Source organism: Ferrimonas pelagia (assembly GCF_039543565.1).
Lineage (GTDB): Bacteria > Pseudomonadota > Gammaproteobacteria > Enterobacterales > Shewanellaceae > Ferrimonas > Ferrimonas pelagia.
Genome location: NZ_BAABJZ010000073.1, coordinates 1 through 20985 on the forward strand (window position 1 = coordinate 1; position 20985 = coordinate 20985).

The window sequence follows — 20985 nt, forward strand, 5'->3', positions numbered from 1 at the left end:
CACACAGATTGTCTGACAAATTGTTAAAGAGCGCTTAAGTCATGCTGACTTAAGGTTCGCTTCGTTGCCGAAGCAGGAGGCGTATATTACGCTGTTCTCCGTGGTTGTAAAGGCCGTTTGGAAACTTTCTTTTCAACCGTTGTTTTGTTGACCAGACCGCTCGTTAACCGCGTTGGTTAGCTTGCTGTGCCCCGTCGACAGGAGGCGCATTATAGGGAGTGGCTCGGCTATCGCAAGGGTTAATTGCAAACTTTCACTCGAGCGCTTAAGTCTTCACCATTGCGGGTATTTAACCGTCAAAACTATGGATAAAGGCCCATACCTCGTCGGTATGGGCCCCTTATATAAGTCGATGTAGGCGGGCGATCAGCGCCAGCTTGGCGCTTGTGCCTCGAATTGCTCTATCTGCGTCACCAGCGCCAATGATTGCCCGATGGGATCTAAGCCATTGAGCAGATTATGCCGAGCGGCCTCATCCACACTGAATGGGTAACTCTGCCCATCCGATCCAAACACTTGGCATTGGCTCAGATCCACGGTGATCTGCGCCCCCGGCGTGGCGTGGATCTGGCCAACCAGTCGCTTCACTTCGTCTTCAGGCAGGACCACGGGCAACAAGCCATTGTTGATCGCATTCTGATAGAAGATATCGGCAAAGCTCGGCGCAATGACCGCACGGAAGCCAAAGTCCTCCAGCGCCCAAGGGGCATGTTCACGACTGGAGCCACACCCGAAGTTCTCACCCGCCAGCAGGATGCTGGCCCCGGCAAAGGCCGGCTGGTTAAGCGCAAAGTTCGGATCCGGCTGCTCACCGGCTTCGTCCAGATAGCGCCAATCATGAAATAGGTGCACGCCAAAGCCGGTGCGGGTGACCTTGGCAAGAAACTGCTTGGGGATCAGCTGATCGGTATCGATGTTGGCGTGATCCAATGCCACTGCCACACCCTTATGCTGAGTAAAGGCCTGCATTACGCCACCTCCTGTGAAACATCAAATTCCCGCACGTCGGCAAAATGGCCGCGTACGGCCGCCGCCGCCGCCATGGCCGGGCTCACCAAGTGCGTTCGACTGCCCCGGCCCTGACGGCCTTCGAAGTTACGGTTGGAAGTCGAGGCGCTGCGCTGTCCCGCCGTTAGGCGGTCTTCATTCATCCCCAGACACATAGAGCAGCCCGGCAGGCGCCACTCAAACCCGGCGTCGATGAAGATCTGATCCAGCCCTTCGGCCTCCGCCTGTTGCTTAACGATGTGCGACCCCGGCACCACGATCGCCTGGACGCCACTGGCCACTTGGCGGCCCTTGGCGATCGCCGCCGCCGCGCGCAGATCCTCAATGCGCGAATTGGTGCAGGAGCCAATAAAGACAACATCAATATTAACGTCGGTCAGCGCCTGCTGCGGGCTCAGATCCATATAGGCCAACGCCTTGATCGCCGCGCTTTGTTCAACCCGATCAGCAAAGCTGGCCGGATCCGGCACCAGCGCATTCACGGCCATCACCTGACCGGGGTTGGTGCCCCAGGTGATCTGCGGTGCGATCGTCGCCGCTTCCAAGATCACGGTCGCATCAAACGTCGCGCCGGGATCGGTATGCAACTGCGCCCAAGCCTTCTTGGCCTGCACCCACGCGTCGCCGGTGGGAGCGTACGGGCGCCCTTCAAGATAATCGATGGTGGTTTGATCCGGTGCCACCAAGCCTGCTTTGGCGCCCAGCTCGATCGCCATATTACAGACGGTCATGCGACCTTCCATCGAGAGTGCCGCGATCGCCTCACCGCAAAACTCCACCACATAGCCGGTGCCACCACCATGACCGACCTTGCCGATAATGGCTAAGACGATGTCTTTTGCGGTGATCCCCGGTCCGATCTGACCGCGCACTTCAATTTTCATCGTCTTGGCCGTCCGCTGACGCAAGGTCTGAGTCGCCAGCACGTGCTCCACCTCGGAGGTCCCAATGCCGAACGCCAGGGCGCCGAAGGCACCATGAGTCGCGGTATGGGAATCGCCACAAACAATGGTGCTGCCCGGCAGGGTTAAGCCCTGCTCTGGCCCCATGACGTGAACAATGCCTTGGTTCGGGTGGTGGATATCAAACAGGGTGACACCAAACTCTTCGCAGTTTTTCTGCAGCGTTTCCACTTGAGTCCTGGCCAGCGCCGGCAGGGCATCGATCGAGGCGTGCGTGGTCGAGGTGTTGTGATCCATGGTTGCCGTCGTCCGCTGGGGCTGGCGCACCGGCCGACCCGCCTTGCGCAGGCCATCAAACGCCTGCGGCGAAGTCACCTCGTGCACCAAATGGCGATCGATGTAGATCAGGGGCGTTTGTCCGGCCGGGGTTGGGATCTGGTGGCTGTCCCAGATCTTTTCATACAGAGTCTTAGCCATACCTTACGCTCCTTGCTGCGCGCTGATCCGAGCAACGATGGCATCGCCCATCTGCGCGGTCGTTAATGCGGTTTGTCCGGCCGCCACCAGCTCACCGGTCAGGCAACCGTCCTCCAGCGCCTGGCTGACCGCCGCGTCGATGGCATCGGCGGCCGCGATCTCACCCAGGCTGTGGCGCAGCATCAGGGCCGCAGACAGGATCTGCGCCACCGGGTTGGCAATGCCCTGGCCAGCGATGTCCGGCGCACTGCCCCCCGCCGGCTCATACATACCAAAACCGGTTTCGTTCAAGCTGGCCGACGGTAACAGGCCCATGGAGCCGGTGATCATCGCCGCTTCATCCGAGCAGATATCGCCAAACAGGTTACCGCACAGCATCACGTCGAATTCACTCGGCCGACGCAACAGCTGCATGGTGGCGTTGTCGATGAAGATATGTTCGAGCTCGACGTCCGGGTAATCCGCGGCGATGGCGATCACCTCTTCTCGCCATAGGATCGAGGTCGCCAAGACATTGGCCTTATCCACTGACAACACCTTACTGCGGCGCTTGCGCGCCGCTTCAAACGCCATGCGGGCGATACGGCGGATCTCGAAACGGCTGTAGCGCATGGTATCAAACGCATTCTCCTGCTCGCCTTCGCCTTCACGGCCCCGTGGCGAGCCGAAGTAGATGTCACCGGTCAATTCGCGCACCACCAGGATATCCATGCCCTTTTCTGCGATGTCCGCGCGCAACGGCGACAACCGCTCCAGTCCAGGGTGGATCCGAGCCGGGCGCAAGTTACAGAATAAGTTGAAGTGCTTGCGCAGTGGCAACAAGGAGCCCCGCTCCGGTTGTTCGGTCGGCGGCAGGTGCTCCCACTTGGGTCCGCCGACGGAGCCAAACAGGATCGCATCCGCCGCCTCACACCCGGCCAGGGTGGCGGCGGGCAACGCCGTCCCCTCGGCGTCGATGGCGGCGCCACCAACATGGAAGGCGTTCAGCGCCAATTCAAAACCAAACCGATCGCCGGTGGCCTTCAATACCTTAATGGCTTCGGCCATGATCTCCGGGCCGATCCCATCACCGGCCAATACCGCTATCCGATGCATTGTCATACTTCCTCCATGGCGCGTTTTTGTTGTTTTTGATGATTGATCTGTTGTTGGCGGTGGATCAGGTTGTAGATCCGCAGCAAGGCTTCCGCCGAGGCTTCGACGATGTCGGTCGACAGCCCCATACCGTGGAAGGTGCGACCATCAAATTCGGCGGTCACATCCACCTTACCCAAGGCATCGTGTCCACCGCCCTGCGCCCCGATATCGAAGCTTTCTATATTGATGTGCTGGCCGGTGGCCCGCTCGATCGCCTGATAGACCGAATCAACCGGACCATTCCCGGTTGCCGCCTCGACCACAACACGGTCGCCGATCTGCAGCTCCACCGAGCCCGTGGCGAAATGGTTACTACCGGCCTGAACATTGAGCTGACGCAACACATAGTGTGCGTCTTCCTCTTTTTGATTCTCAAAGAACAGAAGCGCTTCCAGATCGTAATCAAACACCTGGCCCTTCTTATCCGCCAGCTCCAGGAAGCGCGCATAGAGCACGTCCAGATCAAAGTCGCTGTCCTGATAACCCAGTTCCGCCATCCGATGTTTGATCACATGCCGGCCGGAACGCGAGGTCAGATTCAAGGTGTTGCGCACCAGGCCGATCGACTCCGGCGTCATGATCTCATAGGTGTTCTGCGACTTGAGCACACCGTCCTGATGGATCCCGGAGCTGTGACTGAAGGCGTTGGCACCGACAATCGCCTTATTGGCCTGGACCGGCATGTTGCACAGCGCGGCGACCTGAGCGCTGGTTCGGTAGATCTCCGTCGGCTCGGCACGGCAATTCAGCTTAAAACGGTCCTGGCGGGTTTTCAGGATCATGATGATCTCCTCCAACGCCGCATTGCCGGCCCGCTCACCAATGCCGTTGATGGTCCCCTCCACTTGGCGCGCGCCCGCTTCGATCGCCGCGATGGAGTTGGCGACCGACAAGCCCAGATCGTCGTGACAATGCACGGAGATCACCGCCTGATCGATATTGGGCACCCGGTTAAACAGATCCGTGATGATCCCGCCAAACTCACTGGGGGTGGTGTAACCCACGGTATCCGGGATATTGACGGTCTTGGCGCCCGCCTTGATCGCCTCCTCAACCATGCGACACAGGTTATCTGCCGGCGTGCGGCCCGCATCTTCGCAGGAAAATTCCACGTCATCGGTAAACTTGCGGGCGTATTTGATCGCCCCGGTGGCCATATCCAGCACTTGATCAAAGGTGCGGCGCAGTTTGCTTTCAACGTGGATATCGGAGGTGGAGAGGAAGGTATGGATACGGAACTGATCCGCCACCTTCAATGCCGCGGCGGCGGCATCGATGTCGCCCTGAACGGCGCGGGACAGGGCACAGATCCGGCTGTTTTTGATGGTCGCCGCGATCTGCCGAACCGAGTCAAAATCCCCCGGTGACGAAACAGGAAAGCCCGCTTCGATAATATCGATCCCCATCCGCTCCAGTGCCCGGGCGATCTGCAGCTTCTCATTCACCGACAAACTGGCTGCCAAAGCCTGCTCGCCATCGCGTAAGGTAGTATCAAATAAGATGATCTGATCCGACATCGTGTTTCCTCCATGGATCTTTGTGCCAGCACGCCGAGACAACTCGACGGCCATTTGCCTTCCGCGGGCATAAAAAAACCCGCGCTGTGCGCGGGTTTTGAGTCTGTGCTCGGGCTTATTTGCCGTCTACAACCGTCTCTCCCACGCAGCGTCCTGCTAGGATTAGGTTAAGTAGGTTGTAAACATTTAAGTACGTCATCAGTCTCGTATCTTCGCGGTAATATACCGTTTTCACTTGACACATATTTGCTAGCACGTGGTGTTTTGTCAACCGCTTTTTGCATGCAACTCGGCCACCGCCGCAAAAGATGTAAAGAGGCTTGATCGTCAAATGTTAGCCAGATAGCCTCAAGTAGATAACAAATAGCAAACCGCTGGGGGCGTTCTTGATCGGGTATCTTCGTAGTCTTATCAGGCTGATCCCCATGCTGACGCTGCTATTTCCCTTCACCAGCTTCGCCCAACCGCCGACGCTGCAACCGTTAATGACGGCGATCGCCGCTTTCGACACCAACAGAGCAGACCAGTTGAGCCGCCAGTGGCAGCCCTCCGTTGAGGCCGCGCCGCCCAATTGGCAATTGCACTGGCATCTGTTGCAATGCGACCGGGCCCGCTTGGCCTCAGAGCCCACCACCATCCGTGATCACCTCCACCAGATCGAGCGCCTCCGCGCCGATCAACCGCAGCTCAATGGCATCGGCTACGTCCGCCTGTGTGAGGCCGCTGCGCTGAGCATAGAGCAAGACGTCAGTAACGCCCTGATCCAATTTGCCGATGCCATCGAGCTCGGCAACCGAGCCGGCGATCCCGGCCTGCAATACATCAGCCATATCCGCCGTGCCAACCTGCTGGCCGACGACGGTCAGTATTCCGCGGCATTGGCCGATCTCTCTGCCGCCCTCCATCTGCGACAGCCCGCCCCCAGCTATACCCTGCTGGGCTCCCATCCGGCCATGCTCGACTTTTCTCTGGCTCGCACCTTCTACTACTTACGTAACCCAGCCCGGACCGACGATGCGATGGCACAAGCTCTCGCCAAAGTCGCGCCCAACTCTCCCCTCAATTGGTTTATCCGCTTCAACTACGCCAATATGCTGGGCCAGCAGCAGCGCCTGGAAGAAAGCCAACAGCAGCTGGCACAGTTGGGTGACAACCCACCCACTTTAGGCGAGCAAGACGATGGCTATGTGCACTACTTCAAAGCACTCAACGCCTTTGGCTTGGGCGAGTATCAACTCGCGTTGACGGAAGCCCGCGCGGCGGCCGACACCTTCGTCCTGGCCGAGTTACAGCCACAATACAGCCGAGCGCGCCATGTTCAGGGCCAGGCATTGCTGATGTTGGATCAGGAAGAGGAGGGCTGGAAAACGATCGGTCAGGCCGAGCAGGCAATGAAGCTGCAGGGCGATCTGAATAACCTGGCGAAAATGAGCGCCTGGATCGCCCACTACCACTACAGCAAAGAAGCCTACCTGCCAGCCTATCTGGCGCTGCAAGATCAGCTCAAATACCAACGGGAATATGACGCCGAGCTCAGCCAGCAAGCGCTATCAGAGCAACAACAATCGCTCGGACAGCAGATGGATCGCCATCGTCAGCAGTTAGCCAATACCGCGGAGGCGCATTATCAAAGCCAACAGGCTCTCCTGTTCTGGCAAGGACTGACCGGGTTATTCGGTGTACTCCTGCTCGCCCTGGGCCTGCGTCGCCTTTGGCCTGACAACGAGACACCCGTGCCGATCGATCCGACGATAGACAGCCGCAGCTACCTCGCCCAGCAGATCAGAAATGCCAAGGCGTGTGGCGATCCACTCCCGGTGATCCTACTACGCTTGTCGGCCGACGCGGCGATGGATGAACTGTCAGCGCTGCTCAAACAAGATCTGCGCCGAGGCGATGAGCTGCTACAGATCGATGCAACCGATCATGTCTTGTTGCTGCCCTGGGCCACGGATGGCGAGCTGGGCTGGCGGATCGACGCCCTGCCGCGCCAGCTGGCCAGCATCGGCCTGAGTCACTGCGCCATCGGCAAGGCGCGGGTGCACAGCTTTGATGACGTCGACAGCCTGATGGTGCGGTTGGAGTGCAACCTGACCAGCCATGGCCTACGGCGCAAACGGCAGGCAGGGGATGAGCCACATCACACCCGCTCAGCCGCGATCGTCACTCACTCGCCGTCGACGTAGGCCTTGATCGCCATTAGGAAGGTCTCGCCGTAGCGCTCTAACTTGCGCTCACCCACGCCGTTGATCGCCAGCATCTCGCCGTGCGACGTCGGCATTTCCGCCGCCATCTCCGCCAAGCTGGCGTCATTAAACACCACATAGGGCGGCACGCCGTGCTCGTCCGCCAACTCCCGGCGCAGCTGTTTCAACTGGGCAAACAGTTTACGGTCATACTGTTGTGGCAGACTCCGCGCCCGACGTCCGGCGCGACGCGCCACGACGACTCTCGGCTCGGCCAGCTCCAGGCTGCGCTCCCCCTTAAGCACCGCACGGGCCGCCGGTGTCAGCACCAGTACCGAGGAGCGGGTAATATCCTGATAGACCAAGCCATGGTGGATCAACTGACGCAACACCGACAGCCAGTGATCATGGCTCTTGTCTTTGCCGATCCCCCAGGTCGTCAGCTTATGGTGGCCGCGATCCTGCACCAACTGCGACTGGCTACCGCGCAGAACCTCGATCACATGGCCCATGCCAAAGCGCTGACCGACCCGATAGATACAGGACAGCGCCTTTTGCGCATCCTGACTGCCATCATACCGCTTGGGCGGATCGGTGCAGATATCGCAGTTGCCGCACGGCTCGTGACTCGGCTCATTGAAATAATTCAGCAGCACCTGACGACGACAGATCTGCGATTCAGCGAACGCCGCCATCGCGTGCAGCTTGTGCAGATCCACCGGATTGGGCTCACTGTCGCCCTGCTCCAGCAGGTGGCGAACCCGGGCAACATCGGCGGGATCAAACAACAACACGGCTTCAGCTTCCAAGCCATCGCGCCCGGCCCGGCCGGTCTCCTGATAGTAACCTTCAATCGATTTGGGCAGATCCCAATGCACCACAAAGCGCACATTGGATTTGTTGATCCCCATGCCAAAGGCCACCGTCGCCACCACGATGTCGGTGCGATCCCGCAGGAAGGCCTCCTGCACGCTACTGCGCTCGGCAGCGTCCATGCCAGCGTGATAACCGGAGGCGGCAAAGCCCTTTTGTCGTAGCTTTTCCGCCACCTCATCCACCCGGCGACGACTGCCACAATAGACGATCCCGGCGTTGCCCTTTTGCTGACGCAGAAACTCGGTTAACTGCTCCAGTGGCCGCACTTTGTCCACCACGGTGTAACGAATGTTAGGCCGGTCAAAGCTGGACAGGTGGCGATGGGGCGCGTTCAGCGCCAGACGCTGGCAGATATCCTGCCGGGTGGCTTCATCCGCCGTCGCCGTTAAGGCCATTACCGGCACCTGAGGAAACGTCTGTTTCAGCCACCCCATCTGGGCATACTCAGGCCGGAAGTCATGCCCCCACTGACTGATGCAGTGGGCCTCATCGACCGCCACCATCGACAGTGGCCAATGATGCAGACGGGCGCGCAGATCCGCTGACATCAGCCGCTCCGGTGAGATATAGAGCAACTTGATCTCACCTTGATGGATGGCGTTAAACAGCTGAACCGTATCTTGCCGATCCAAGCTGGAGTTCAGCGCCGCAGCGGCCACCCCGGATTCACGCAGCGCATCCACCTGATCTTTCATCAGCGAGATCAGCGGCGAGATCACCAACGTCAGCCCCGGCAACATCAGCGCCGGCAACTGATAGCACAGGCTCTTGCCGCCACCGGTGGGCATGATCACCAAACCATCCCGACCCGCCAGCGCTTCATTGACCACCGTTTCCTGGCCGTCGCGAAAGGTGCGATAGCCAAACACCTGCTGCAGGCACTCCTGAGCAGAGTCAAAGGGGCGAACGGTCGGAAAATCAGTCACAGAGGCTTCCATCGGTGGCGGGGCGGTACAGCACAATTGGCCCGCTATTTTACCCAAGCGGAGGGGCGTTGTCGCCTTGACAAAAAAGCCCAAAATAACAATTAAATACCATCTAACAGTGCGATATTCATTGCCCCAGTGCAAGCCCAGCTTCACACCAGCGAGCCCATTCATCGCCGAGGCATAACGCATTTGCATGACGCTCTGCGACGCCAAGGATGGCATAATGCCGACCCTTTCCCACCAACCCGCTCAACCCTTGGGGTGTTATGCAAGACAATGACGTGCGACAGGGCACCCTGTATGCCATCGCGGCCTACCTGATGTGGGGGATCGCCCCGCTGTATTTCCACGCCGTATCCGACGTGCCCGCCGATGAGATCCTGATGCACCGGGTGATCTGGTCGTTCGGCTTAGTCTTCGGCTTGGCTTGGTTCAGCGGCCAGATGAAAGAGGTTCGCGCATTGCTAAAGCTGCCGCGCAAGCTGGCCCTGCTTGGCGTCACCTCGGTCTTGGTGGCCAGTAACTGGCTGATCTTTATCTGGGCAGTCACCAATGACCACGTGCTGGATGCGTCCCTAGGCTACTTTATCAATCCGCTGCTCAACGTGGCGCTGGGCATGCTGGTGCTTAATGAGCGACCAGGACGGCTGCAACTGTTCGCCGTCCTCATCGCCGCCGTCGGTGTCCTGATCCAACTGATCCAGTTTGGCTCCGTCCCCTGGATCTCACTGGCACTGGCCGGCTCCTTCGGCTGCTATGGTCTGCTCCGCAAGCAGATCAACCTGCAGGCCACCACCGGACTGCTGGTCGAGACCGCGCTGCTGTTGCCGCTGGCGCTCCTCTATTGGTTTTGGCTCGACACGCCGACGGCGGATCTGACCCAGAATGCCGCCAGCCTCAATGGTCTGCTGATCGCCGCCGGCGTGGTGACCACTCTGCCACTGCTGGCCTTTTCAGCCGCCGCGATCCGCATCCCCTTCTATCTGCTCGGCATGCTGCAATACATCGGCCCCTGCATGATGTTTGGTCTGGCCCTCACCCTGTTTGGTGAGCAGCTGGACGCCGCCCAGAGTTGGACCTTTGCCTTTATCTGGGCCGCACTGCTGTTGCTGATCTTCGATGGCCTCAATAAGGCCCGACAGCGTTCGCGCCAAAAAGCACATTGAGCTACCACCATAAAAAACGGGGCAGGATGATAACCATCCTGCCCCGTTTTTTATGCCATGCCACTCAGCTCGTTCGCTCCTGCTCGAGCACGCCGATCAGCTGTCGATAGCTGTTGATAGCATCATCACGCCGACCTAAACGCTCCTGCAGATCCACCAACGCCCGCCAGCGCGCAGGCGTCGCCTGCTGTGCCAGCGCCGCCTTACGGTGCTCGGTCGCCCCACGCCAGTCCTGCTGCTGCTCGGCCAAAGTCGCCAGGCAATCCAGCAACTCCACTTGTTGTGACTGCGGATATCGCCGTGTCAGCACATGACTGAGCGATTCTGCCGCATCACCGCTGAGCGCTGGCAACAGCGCCAGCAGCGCCGGCTGAGGCGCTTGCTTGTCCAGCTTATCCAGCAGGAGCTGGCGTGCACTGTCGAACTGTTCAAACCGGGCCAACCCCTGCAGATAGGCCAACTGCACCCGCTGATCTTTGCGCAGCCCGCGACTCAACCCCTTCCAGCGCTGCTCCAAAGCCACCAACGTGGTTTTTTGTTGTAGGCAAGCCGCCTCCACCTCCGCCGGTAACTGTGCCAACGCCGCCGCGTCCAACACCCGGTGCTTCGTCAACGCCGGGATCAACTTCGCCAACGCATCCCAATCGCCTTGTCGACGGTATAGGTTGAGCGCCTGACGCAGCGCCTGCGGCTTACTGCGCTGCTTATCGCTGAGCGCGTCCCAGTGCTGCCGTGCCTCGGCGAGGCGTTCGTCGTCAAGCAGATAGCGCACCTTGGTCAGTGCCACGGCGGTTTCCGCGCCCTTGATCTGCTCGGCTTGTTGCAGATACCCCTGACACGCCGCATCATCGCCCCGGTGGTGCGCCGCCCGTGCAGCCGATAATAGGTTGACCGCGGGCAACGGGCCCGACTCGGCGCCCTTGGCCAGCAGCTGCTCGGCCCGTGCCCAGTCCTGCTCAGCCAGTGCTAAGGCGCCATTTAAGGTGTGTTGACGCGCTTTTTCGCGCCGGCGGCGGGCCGGATATGCCAAGCCAAACCCCGTCAGGTTGATCCCCTTAACCACGGCCCATTCGAGCAGTTGCAGCAAACCAAAGGCCACCAGCAGGATCAGCACCGCGCCGATCACCGAGGTTTCCACGGTCCACTCGCCCACCGCGATCATCACATAGCCTTTATGCTCGATCAGCTTCGGACCGACGATCAGGCCGGCCAGGATCAACACCGCGTAAAACAACAAGCGGATCATCAGTGCGCCTCCCCATTGCGACCGAGCCGCTCAGCCACCAGCGCTTCCAATGCCGGACTGGCACTGAGTCGGATCGGCTGCAGCGGCGCGATGTTGGTCATGCGCCACTGCTCCAACTGGCCAAGGGCACTATCCACCTCGGCCGACTCCAGAGAGAAGTAGTCACGGATCCAGTCCTGTGCGGTCAACAATGCCTGCGCCATGGTCTGCTGATCGCCGTGATACAACGCCAACTGCGCCTGCAACAACTTGCCCTTGAGGTGTTCACGCAGATACCAAGCTTGCTCAGGGGCGAGCAAAGGGGTCACGCTGTCTTGGCGTCGACGGACGGTGATAAAGTCATCCACCAGCGCATGCCAGCTGTTGGTCAAGTTCTGCTTCCAATCGTTGGCCGAAGCGCTGATCTCGGTCGATGTCGGCGCCTCGGACAGATCCGGCAAGGTGACGGTATTCAATGGCAGTTGATCGATCCGCTGCACCAGCGCCTCCATGGCCAGTGCCAGCCCAGCCCTATCACTGCGTGGCAAGCCTTCGATCAATGCCACATCGTCCGCCAGCGCCTGGCGTACCGGGGTCAATTCCGGCTCCGCCAACAGGCTCAAACGGCTGTCTGCGTCCTTTAACAGGGCCACGGCGGTCACCGGATCGTGCTCCAGCCAAAGCTTGCGCGCCGCCATTCGCACCAAGTAGTCCGCCTCGGCGATCATCCAATCGCGCGGCTTGCGCTCACGCAAGCGCGAACGCTCCACCTCGAAGTTGCGCTCGACCTGTTGCTGCTGCGCCCGCAGCTCTGACAAAGCTTCGCCAGCCGACTGCAGCTGGCCTTCACTGCGTTCAACCCGCCGCTCCAGCGTCTGGCGCTGCTGCTGCAGATTCTGCTCTATGCTGGCCAGCTGACTGGCCAGCACCGCATTGTCCTGGCGGATCTGCTGATCCTGCTGCCACTGCCAAGCGGCGAACGCCCCGGCCCCCAGTGCCACGATCAGCGCGAGCAAAGCCACCGCTAAGGCGCCACCACCGCCGCCACCGCTGCGCGCCGGAGCGGCTGCGTTGGCATGAGGCTCGGAGCGATCCTTAGGGATCGCTTCGGTGGGCTTTTTCTCTGGGATTGGGCGGGAGGCAGACGCCGTCTGCGCCTTCTCTGGCTTGGTGTCTGTGGGCGCCGACGGCTTAGTCTTGCCCGGCTCGGCGCGGGAAGGCTTCGCCTCGGTGGCAGCCGGCTTTGATGGACTCACCTTGACCTTGTCGGCCTTCTCCGCCTGGCTGGCCGTCGCCTCTGTCGGCAACGACGAGGGTTCAGCGGACTCAGCATCCGGACATTGGGGTGTCGTGCCCTGAGGATCAGCCGCCTTGGCAGCGCTCTGATCTTTAGGATCCTTCGGGGTCTTCTCCATAGTGATTCATCTTTCCTATACGACCGAGAATGGCGTCATCGCTGGCCCCTCCCAACACACTGATGCTGTGGCAGCCGTGCTGACGCGCCAGCTGAGCCACCCGCGCCACCGGCACCAACCAGTGTTGCCGCCGGAGCCAGTCGTGATGCACTAAAGGCACCACGGCAAAGAGGTTTTCGACAATTTCGCCGCTGGTAGCCAGTATGGCGTTAACCCCGCGTTGACGCCAGTCCTGCACCTGCTGTTCGCTGATCCCAGCGGGCATCGCCCGCCGGTACAGCACCCAGTGACGCACCTGAAATCCCTGCGACGATAATGCCTGGGCAAAGGTGGGCCGGCCCCCCTCGCCACGCACGATCACAAACGCCCCCTTCGGCAGCTGCTGCAACGCGGGCAAAGCCAACACCCCTTCGCTGGTTTCCTGATCCCGCCCCGGGCAGTGTGGCTCGATCCCACAGCACTGCAGCGCCGCGGCCGTGCCCTGTCCAACCGCAAAGCAGGGCAGCGATGGCCAGCGCCCCTGCAACGCCCGATCGGCCAAGACTACCGCGGTCTTCGAGACAAAAAACGCCCCCTCGGCACCCGCAAAGGGCGCCGCCGGGGGCGTCAGTGGCTCGATCGCGACCATGGGGCAGAGGGTGCTGTCGTGACCCAAGGCCGTCAGCTTCCGTGCTAACGGCTCATTGCGTCCCTGTGGCCGGGTCAGCAGCAGGTGCATCAGCGTTCGCCGTACACCCTAGCGAGGATCTCACCGGCGCCTTGCGCCGTCAGCTGAGCTGCCAGGGTTTGGCCCAAGGCCTCGGCCTCGGCGATCGGCCCGCGGATCTCATCGCGCAACACCACCGAGCCATCGGGATCGCCCACCATGCCGCGCAACCACAGGCTGTCGCCCTCGATCTCCGCATACGCGCCGATCGGCACCTGACATCCGCCCTGCAGCGCAGTGTTCATGGCACGCTCCGCCACCACGCGAGCCCGGGTCGGTTCGTGCTCAAGCACTTTGAGCAGGGCGATCAATTCGGCGTCATCGGTGCGGCATTCAATGCCGACGGCCCCTTGCCCATTGGCGGGCAGCGATTCTTCCGCTTCCAGATAACCGGCAATGCGCTCTGGCATCTCCAGTCGCTTCAGCCCCGCAGCGGCCAGAATGATGGCGTCGTACTGGCCGTCATCCAACTTCTTCAGGCGGGTATTCACGTTGCCGCGCAGATCATTGACGATCAGATCCGGTCGGGCCGCGCGCAGCAAGCACTGACGACGCAGGCTGGAGGAGCCGACGATCGCCCCTTGCGGCAGTTCATCCAGGCTCTGATAACGATTGGAGACGAAGGCATCGCGTGGATCCTCCCGCTCCAAGATCACCGTCAGCCCCAGCCCTTCCGGAAACTCAACCGGGACATCTTTCATCGAATGCACCGCAATGTCGGTTTCCCCGGCCAGCATCGAGACCTCCAGCTCCTTCACAAACAGCCCCTTGCCACCGACCTTCGACAAAGGGGTATCCAGCCAGATATCGCCCTTGGTGGTCATGGGCACCAGGACAACGGTCAGGCCAGGGTGAGCCTGCTCGAGACGGGCTTTGACATGCTCCGCCTGCCACATGGCAAGCGGACTCTTACGGGTAGCAATACGGATCTCTTGACGCGCCATTCACACATTCCTTGGCAGATGAGGTTGCACACTTGCTATCAAGTGGTTGTAAGCCCCATGTTGCCACTGTTTTTTTGTAGGAAAAAGGCAACATGCCAGCTTCACAGCACAAAACCCGTTAATCCTTTTGCAAAATGGCGAGCAGGCTCACATTTTTCGCTTTGCCAGGCAAAACTGTTACCCTGATCACAAATACCATTTACGCATCCCCCTCACTCCCTTGCGAGATCTGCCGTCTGACATCGCACTGAGCGCCGAGCTCAATCGCCAACGCCTCGCCCACGCCCGCACCCAACTGCAGGCGCACTCCACGCTGCTCGACAGCTTGCCCTGGCTCCTGCATTGCAACAGCCCTAAGCTGCCGGGTTACGTCGCCGATGCGCCGTATGGCTTTGTTCAACCGCCGATCACCCCGTGCCAACCGGCAGAGGCTCAGCGTGTCTCCTCCCACTCCGGTTCCCTGTTGGGGCTATACACCATGGGCAGCACCGGCAGCTTTGGCCAATCCCCGGATTCCGATATCGACTGCTGGTTGCTCCATCCGCTCGACATGGCCCAAGCCGAACTCGATCGACTCCAGCAAAAGTGTCTGGCTCTCAGCGCCTACTTTGATCAACAAGGCTTGGAGCTGCACCTGTATCTGATCCGGCCCGATCTGCTCGAGCAGGGCCAGGCGCAAGGCTTGTCCAAGGAGCACAGCGGCTCGGCGCAGAATTGGCTGTTGCTCGAGGAGTTTTACCGCAGCCAGATCCACCTGGCCGGCCTACCATTGGCATGGTGGCCCGGCGCCCCCAAAGATCACCCCGATCTCCTCGATCTGGGTCAACTGCAGCACCTGCCCGCCAGCGAGATCTTTGGCGCAGCGCTATGGCAGCTGTTTAAGGGCTTAACCCGCCCCCACAAGGCCGCCCTCAAAGTCCTGCTGCTGGAAGCCTATGTGGCGGACTATCCGGATCTGCGCATTCTGCGCGATCAACTCTGGCTGCGGCTGCGTGCCGGTCAGCGTGGCGCCGACGTTGATCACTACCTAATGCTGTTCGAGCGGATCAGCGATCACCTCAAGCGCCAGGGCGATCGACGCCGACTGATCATGGCCCAGCGCTGCTTCTACCTAAAATGTGCCCTGCCGCTGACCCAACCCCAGAGCCGCCACGACTGGCGCTACCCCACCTTAAAGCGGCTGACGGATGACTGGCGTTACACCCGGGAGCTGCTCAGTAATCTTGACAACGCACGGCACTGGCACGCGGGCCAGCTGCGCTGGTGCAATGAGCGGCTCGATCAGTTGATGCTGGCCAGCTACCAACGCCTCAGCGGATTTGCGACCCGACTGCGCCAGCGTCATCAACTCAAATTCGATGAGATGGCGGTGTTGACCCGCAAGCTCTACACCCGATTCGACGCCGAGCCCGCCAAGATCCCGCAGCTCAACCGGCTCTGGAGCCAAACCTTAGGTGAGCCGGTACTGACGCTGGTTTCGGTGCAGGACAACCCCAACCTGCCGCACGGCTGGTACCTGTATCGCAAAGCGCCAGCCCCGCAACAGTTGTTCGGGGAAAGCCCGCTCTATTACGGCGAAACACGCTTGGCCTGCCTCAGCTGGGCGATCTGCAACGGCCTGATCACCGCGCAGACCGAACTGCATTGCCACCAACATGGCCACAGTTGGCACAGCCGTCGCACCACGCAATTGGCCCGACGCTTGCTGCCCCTCTGGGCGCCCATCCCCGCGGTCTCGCTGCAGGCATTGGCACAGCCCTGGCGCTATACCCGTGCCGTACTGCTGTGCAACCTCGATCAGGATCCCACCGCCCACTGGCGCGGCCAGGATCTGTGGCTGGAATTGCACGGCGGCTCGGCGCTCGCCCTCGGCCACCCATCACGCTCCCTGTTGGGCAGCCTCACTCTGCTGACCCAAAACTCCTGGGGCGAGAGCCACTGCTTCCGGTTTGAGGGGGAGGAGGGCGTGCTGCGCATGCTGGCTCAGCTGCTGTCGGGACTCGATAGGCAGCAAGGGCCGCTCACCGTCCCCGTGCTCAGTGCCAGTCGGCGCCTGACTCGCCAGCTTGAGGATCAGCTCGGGCAACTGCTGAACCGCTGTCAATCGATGTTTTGTCAGGCACAGCCAGAGCGCACTCAAGTGTGGCCTCTGGTGGTGGGTGCGCGCCAATATGGGTTGTTCTTCGAGCCGCGCGGACTGCGCTGGCAACGGCTGGACAGCGGAGCCAGCCTGCTCCAACAATTCAAACAGCAAGGGGTGATCGAGCTGCCCCGGCCTGATCTGGCCGACGACCCCTACTCCGGCGCCCCCGCCATACTGCGTCGTTACGCCCGCAGTGGGATCGTGCAGGTGTTTGTGCGCGAGCGCCAGCAAGGCACCGATATCTATTTGGTGGATGAACATAACCAGCTCAGCCACCTGCAGAGCCAAAGCGGCGAGCTGACGGAGCTCATCGATAAGTTGAGTCAGCTCCACACCGTTGAGCAACCGGCGCAACACAGCAACCGTTGCTTTAATCTGCCGCAGTTCTACCGCCTGCGCTCCGACGCTCAGGGCGAGCTGGAAGCCACGCCGTTAAGCCTCTGATCTCGATCGGATTCGCGCACGTGTCCTAACGCGCAGATCCGCACGCCGGGACTGGTACCGCGCGCAAAGATCGGAACAATGGCAATTTTGCCTAGGAGCGTTGATGTCACGCCATTGCCCTCATTGCCAACAGCCTCTGGACTGGACTGGCACCCATTATCACTGCGCCGCCTGCCAGCAAGATCTGCGACACCTGGCCCTGTGTCCGGATTGCCAGGCCGAGCTCGACAAGCTGCAAGCCTGCGGCAGCGCCAGCTACTTTTGCCACGGCCGCTGCAATGCGCTCAAATCCAAGTCTCGGGTACTGAGTCGCTTCGAGCCCATCGGCCCGCCAAGTTCCGACTAGCGCTTACGCCGATAGTGGCTCTGCACCAGCTGTTCGGCATGCACGTCGGTAGCCAAGTGAGTAAACCACTGCAGATCCGGCAACGCAGCAAACAAGGGCACACCGCCGCCCAGTACCACCGGAATGCGGGTGAGGATCAGCTCGTCGATCATATCTAATGCCAGCAAACTTTGAATGGTCCGCCCACCGTCGATGTAGAGGCGTTCGAAGCCCCGCGCATTGAGCTGAGCAACCACCTCGGCCACCGGGCCGTTGACGATCTCCACCTTGCCGGCCAGCTCTGCGGGCACCTCCGTCAGGGTGGTCGACAAGACAAACACCGGCTTGCTGTAGGGCCAATCGATGCCAAAGCTCAATACCGTCTCAAACGTGGTCCGGCCCATCAGCAAGGCATCGATCCCCGCCATAAACTCGGCATAACCAAAATCGCTTTCATGGGGGTTGGGCAGAGCGTGCAGCCAATCCAGGCCCCCCTCGGCGTCGGCGATGTAACCGTCCAGGCTGGTGGCGATGTAAACAATATTGCTCATGATAGGTTCCTCACTGGGTTGATCCGCCTCCCCGATCCTTGTTGGCGCCGATCAACTGATCTATAATTTCTACACTGTAGAATTCCTTTTCAGGATAGCGAGCCCGATCGATGAGTGTCAAACCCAAAAAGCGGGGCCGACCGGCTTCTGGCAATCAGCCGCTGAGTAAAGCGATCATTTTATCTGAAGCGAAACGGCTTCTGGCGCAGCAGGGCAAGATCCCCAGCCTACGCGCCCTGGCCACGGCGTTGGAGATCGATCCCATGGCGATCTATCACTACTTCGCCAACAAGGCCGCCCTGCTGGAAGCCGTGGCAACCTCCTTGATGAAGGAGATCTACCAGCCGCAAGACAACTCGGACTGGCAGGGCGAGATCCGCCAGCTGAGTGAAAGCTACCTGAGCCTGTTGGCGGCCCATCCCGGTTTACTGGAGATCATGCTGGGCATGACGAGCGTCGGGCCCGCCGAAGTGTTTGTCGAGCGATTGGAGCTGGCTCTGGCCCCCGTGGGGCTGGATACAGGCCGCTTCGAAGCCGCCCGGGATCTGCTGGTGGATTATCTGCACGGCGTGGCTCTGGCGATTCAGTGCAACCCGGGGGGGATCGCATTGAGCGGTCTGGATGGGCCTTTGGCGCTGATCTTTGCCAGCCTGGCGCCCGATGCGAACTGAGTATCAGCCCTTGGGCCAGCTCGGCGGCTCGCTGCGCCACTGCTCTAGCTGCGCCGTCAACTCGGCCAATTGGTAATGGCTACCCTGAGTCGGGGGACACCAGTAATCGTAGCGCTCACCATCGAGCTCAAACGCCAAACCCAGCGCGTGCAGATAGGTCCTATCGGCGTCGCTGCCGCCGTACAGGGCATCCCCCAAGATGGGCGCGCCCAGGCTTTTTAACGCCACCCGAATTTGGTGGGTGCGGCCAGAGCGGGGCCGCAGCAAAAACGCCCGTAATCCGGGCAGCACGGATGCACTGACAAACTGGGTCACGGCAAAATTGTCCTTGTCCTTGGTCAGCTTCCACGCGCTGCGCCGCGCCTTACTCATGCCGCCTTTGACCGTGCCCTGCTTTTTCTTGGGCTTGTCAGCCGACAGCGCCAGATAGCGTTTCTCCACGGCATGGGCGGTGAACAACTCGGTCAGCTTGGCCGCAGCCTCGGACGAGCGGGCCAGCAACAACAGCCCCGATGTCGGCGTGTCCAGCCGGTGCACCGGATACAGCTTCTCATCCAGCTGCGCCTCCGCCTGCGCCACGATCCCGGCCGTGCCGTCCTGGCTGTGAAAATGAACCCCGGCGGGTTTGTGGATCAGCACAAAATGCGCTTGTTGGTCGACAAGAGTGATCATAAGGCTTAGGCGTAAAGGACGGGGCGCGCAGCGTACCACAGGCGCCACTGAGCCGCCTTACCAGTCTTCCAGCCGCTCACCAGTGATAAGATCATACGCCAGGGTGTGTTTGCCCTCGGTATTGATCAGATCCAGCTCCAAGTAACTGATCCCCCGGTCATGATCCAGAGACAGCTCCACCAGGTAAGCAGAGTGGGCGTTGATCCCCTGCTGCACCAGCTCCGACAGCGCGATGCCGCGGCGCTGTAAGGCCATCAGCGCCGTCAGGGCGTCATCCTCATTCAGTGGCGACTCCACCTCTTTGCGCAACAGCTCACCATGGCCGTCCAGGCGCAGGCCGATCACCCGGCGGCGGTGACTCTGCTCCACGAGGAGGATGTCATATCGTTGCCCGGCGCCCCGTCTCTCAACCTCAAACTCCAGGATCTGCGCCTTGCCAGCGTATTCGGCTTCCACCTGCTTGAGGATCTCAACCGGGACCGGAAACTGACCACTGGAAAAACGTTCGATCAGGGACGACACAGCCCAGAGCGGGCCACTCACAAACAGGCAAAGCATGGCGACGGTTCGGGTCATTCAGCACTCCTCGATTAGAAATGAGACGGCCTGCACCAGCCGAATACCGCTTTCTCTTTTTATAGCAGCCTTTTCCCGCGCACAGAACCCTCACCTTTTGCGTTGGATTCGACAAGCGCGCGAGCCGTCGCGCTACCCCGCGCCAGAGATCTCGATAAAGAAGTGATCCCCCCGCCAGCAAACGGTTCATCGCCACTGCGGCCAAGATGAGCCTCATGATCCGGCCGATCAAACCGGCACCGGCGTTACCGCTCACCTTCGGGATCGGACGGGCGGCAGCAGCAGCAGGAGCAGGGTCGCGATCATTACAACCCACATGATCAATGCGGTCACCGCCTGCTGAGACACCGCATCACGGGCGTTATCGGTTAACAGGACACTGGCCAGAATGGCCCTAGGTGAAGCGATGGAGGGAATGGCCAGAGGCAACACCGCCTGACTCCACAGATCGACGTTCTCCAGTTTGGTTTCGGTGGCGGGCTTGCTCTCACCACAGATCATGCTCTGCGCAAACAGCACCCGGCCACTGGTGGCCTGAAACGCCGCCAGGGGCACCTGCATCGCTGCCAACAATAGCGCGCATTGGCGCGGCAAAACCGTAATGGCAAACAGGCTTAATACAGAAACGCCCGGCACAAGGCCGGGCGTGGTCGTCAGCGGCGCGGTTTAGCGTTGCCACTGCTCGGTTGCCTGTTGATCGGCATCTTTCGCGTCCACCCAGACACTGCCTTCGTCACTGGTCTCTTTCTTCCAGAACGGGGCACGGGTCTTGAGGAAGTCGATCAGGTACTCGCAGGCGTCAAACGCCGCCTTGCGGTGGGCACTGGACACACCGATAAAGACGATCTGATCGCACAGCTTAAGCTCACCGACCCGATGAATGATGGTGACATCGTCCACCGGCCAGCGCTCGCGCGCTTCCGCTTCGATCTGATCGAGCACCGCCTCGGTCATGCCTGGGTAGTGCTCCAGCGTCATGGCGCTGACATTCTTGCTGTCACCAAAGTCCCGCACCTTGCCGACGAAGGTGACGACGGCGCCGCAGCCAGGCTTCTGCGCCAACTTGGCGTACTCATCGGCAACGCTGAAATCCTGAGTCTGAACAGAGATCATAA

The 20985-nt window shown here is 60.6% G+C and carries 19 protein-coding genes; 5 read left to right on the forward strand and 14 right to left on the reverse strand.

Features of this window, described 5'->3' with window-relative positions:
- Nucleotides 1–366: 366 nt before the first annotated feature.
- Genes leuD through leuA form a run of 4 tightly spaced genes read right to left on the reverse strand, consistent with a single transcriptional unit; the run spans nucleotide 367 to nucleotide 5041 of the window.
- Nucleotides 367–969, reverse strand: coding sequence for a 3-isopropylmalate dehydratase small subunit (gene leuD / locus ABEA08_RS11190; protein ID WP_345335392.1), 603 nt, complete (start codon nucleotides 967–969; stop codon nucleotides 367–369).
- Entirely contained in the window at nucleotides 969–2387 is a 1419-nt protein-coding gene (gene leuC, locus ABEA08_RS11195) for a 3-isopropylmalate dehydratase large subunit (RefSeq protein WP_345335393.1), read from the reverse strand. The genes leuD and leuC overlap by 1 nt, the downstream gene beginning before the upstream one ends.
- Before the next feature lie 3 nt (nucleotides 2388–2390).
- A complete protein-coding gene (gene leuB, locus ABEA08_RS11200; RefSeq protein WP_345335394.1) occupies nucleotides 2391–3488 on the reverse strand; it encodes a 3-isopropylmalate dehydrogenase in 1098 nt (365 codons plus the stop codon).
- Nucleotides 3485–5041: a 2-isopropylmalate synthase gene (gene leuA, locus ABEA08_RS11205; RefSeq protein WP_345335395.1), complete on the reverse strand. Its 1557-nt coding sequence runs from the start codon at nucleotides 5039–5041 to the stop codon at nucleotides 3485–3487. The genes leuB and leuA overlap by 4 nt, the downstream gene beginning before the upstream one ends.
- A gap of 425 nt (nucleotides 5042–5466) precedes the next feature.
- On the opposite strand from leuA, the gene ABEA08_RS11210 reads away from it, so the two are divergent.
- Nucleotides 5467–7227: a hypothetical protein gene (locus ABEA08_RS11210; protein ID WP_345335396.1), complete on the forward strand. Its 1761-nt coding sequence runs from the start codon at nucleotides 5467–5469 to the stop codon at nucleotides 7225–7227.
- Here ABEA08_RS11210 and recQ read toward each other — a convergent pair.
- Nucleotides 7209–9041 (reverse strand): DNA helicase RecQ, encoded by a 1833-nt coding sequence (gene recQ / locus ABEA08_RS11215; protein ID WP_345335419.1) that lies wholly within the window; start codon nucleotides 9039–9041, stop codon nucleotides 7209–7211. The two genes, ABEA08_RS11210 and recQ, sit on opposite strands and share 19 nt — an antisense overlap.
- Nucleotides 9042–9298: 257 nt before the next feature.
- Here recQ and rarD point away from each other — a divergent pair, with 257 nt between their 5' ends.
- The gene (rarD, locus tag ABEA08_RS11220) at nucleotides 9299–10198 is read left to right on the forward strand and encodes an EamA family transporter RarD (RefSeq protein WP_345335397.1); all 900 of its coding nucleotides are present in this window, start codon (nucleotides 9299–9301) and stop codon (nucleotides 10196–10198) included.
- 64 nt (nucleotides 10199–10262) lie between these two features.
- Here the strand turns inward: rarD and ABEA08_RS11225 are convergent, their stop codons facing one another.
- Genes ABEA08_RS11225 through hemC form a run of 4 tightly spaced genes read right to left on the reverse strand, consistent with a single transcriptional unit; the run spans nucleotide 10263 to nucleotide 14488 of the window.
- Nucleotides 10263–11444, reverse strand: a complete 1182-nt coding sequence (locus ABEA08_RS11225) for a heme biosynthesis HemY N-terminal domain-containing protein (RefSeq protein WP_345335398.1) — start codon at nucleotides 11442–11444, stop codon at nucleotides 10263–10265.
- Nucleotides 11444–12838, reverse strand: a complete 1395-nt coding sequence (locus tag ABEA08_RS11230) for a uroporphyrinogen-III C-methyltransferase (RefSeq protein WP_345335399.1) — start codon at nucleotides 12836–12838, stop codon at nucleotides 11444–11446. The genes ABEA08_RS11225 and ABEA08_RS11230 overlap by 1 nt, the downstream gene beginning before the upstream one ends.
- Nucleotides 12813–13556 (reverse strand): uroporphyrinogen-III synthase, encoded by a 744-nt coding sequence (locus ABEA08_RS11235; RefSeq protein ID WP_345335400.1) that lies wholly within the window; start codon nucleotides 13554–13556, stop codon nucleotides 12813–12815. Before ABEA08_RS11235 ends, ABEA08_RS11230 begins: the two co-directional genes overlap by 26 nt.
- Nucleotides 13556–14488 (reverse strand): hydroxymethylbilane synthase, encoded by a 933-nt coding sequence (gene hemC, locus ABEA08_RS11240; RefSeq protein ID WP_345335401.1) that lies wholly within the window; start codon nucleotides 14486–14488, stop codon nucleotides 13556–13558. Before hemC ends, ABEA08_RS11235 begins: the two co-directional genes overlap by 1 nt.
- Before the next feature lie 220 nt (nucleotides 14489–14708).
- Here hemC and ABEA08_RS11245 point away from each other — a divergent pair, with 220 nt between their 5' ends.
- Both ABEA08_RS11245 and ABEA08_RS11250 read left to right on the forward strand, forming a co-directional pair.
- Nucleotides 14709–17075 (forward strand): class I adenylate cyclase, encoded by a 2367-nt coding sequence (locus ABEA08_RS11245; protein ID WP_345335402.1) that lies wholly within the window; start codon nucleotides 14709–14711, stop codon nucleotides 17073–17075.
- A gap of 103 nt (nucleotides 17076–17178) precedes the next feature.
- A complete protein-coding gene (locus ABEA08_RS11250; RefSeq protein ID WP_345335403.1) occupies nucleotides 17179–17421 on the forward strand; it encodes a zinc ribbon domain-containing protein in 243 nt (80 codons plus the stop codon).
- On the opposite strand, the gene ABEA08_RS11255 is transcribed toward ABEA08_RS11250, so the two are convergent.
- Nucleotides 17418–17951 (reverse strand): dihydrofolate reductase family protein, encoded by a 534-nt coding sequence (locus ABEA08_RS11255; protein ID WP_345335405.1) that lies wholly within the window; start codon nucleotides 17949–17951, stop codon nucleotides 17418–17420. The two genes, ABEA08_RS11250 and ABEA08_RS11255, sit on opposite strands and share 4 nt — an antisense overlap.
- A 110-nt stretch (nucleotides 17952–18061) precedes the next feature.
- Between ABEA08_RS11255 and ABEA08_RS11260 the strand changes: the two genes are divergently transcribed.
- A complete protein-coding gene (locus ABEA08_RS11260; RefSeq protein WP_345335406.1) occupies nucleotides 18062–18622 on the forward strand; it encodes a TetR/AcrR family transcriptional regulator in 561 nt (186 codons plus the stop codon).
- 3 nt (nucleotides 18623–18625) lie between these two features.
- On the opposite strand, the gene ABEA08_RS11265 is transcribed toward ABEA08_RS11260, so the two are convergent.
- The 4 genes from ABEA08_RS11265 to moaE form a co-directional block, all read right to left on the reverse strand.
- The gene (locus tag ABEA08_RS11265) at nucleotides 18626–19294 is read right to left on the reverse strand and encodes a TIGR01621 family pseudouridine synthase (RefSeq protein WP_345335407.1); all 669 of its coding nucleotides are present in this window, start codon (nucleotides 19292–19294) and stop codon (nucleotides 18626–18628) included.
- Nucleotides 19295–19351: 57 nt separating this feature from the next.
- Nucleotides 19352–19870, reverse strand: coding sequence for a hypothetical protein (locus ABEA08_RS11270; RefSeq protein ID WP_345335408.1), 519 nt, complete (start codon nucleotides 19868–19870; stop codon nucleotides 19352–19354).
- A 252-nt stretch (nucleotides 19871–20122) separates the two neighbouring features.
- Nucleotides 20123–20506, reverse strand: coding sequence for a MarC family protein (locus tag ABEA08_RS11275; RefSeq protein ID WP_345335409.1), 384 nt, complete (start codon nucleotides 20504–20506; stop codon nucleotides 20123–20125).
- A gap of 30 nt (nucleotides 20507–20536) precedes the next feature.
- Nucleotides 20537–20983 (reverse strand): molybdopterin synthase catalytic subunit MoaE, encoded by a 447-nt coding sequence (gene moaE / locus ABEA08_RS11280; protein WP_345335410.1) that lies wholly within the window; start codon nucleotides 20981–20983, stop codon nucleotides 20537–20539.
- Nucleotides 20984–20985: the final 2 nt, after the last annotated feature.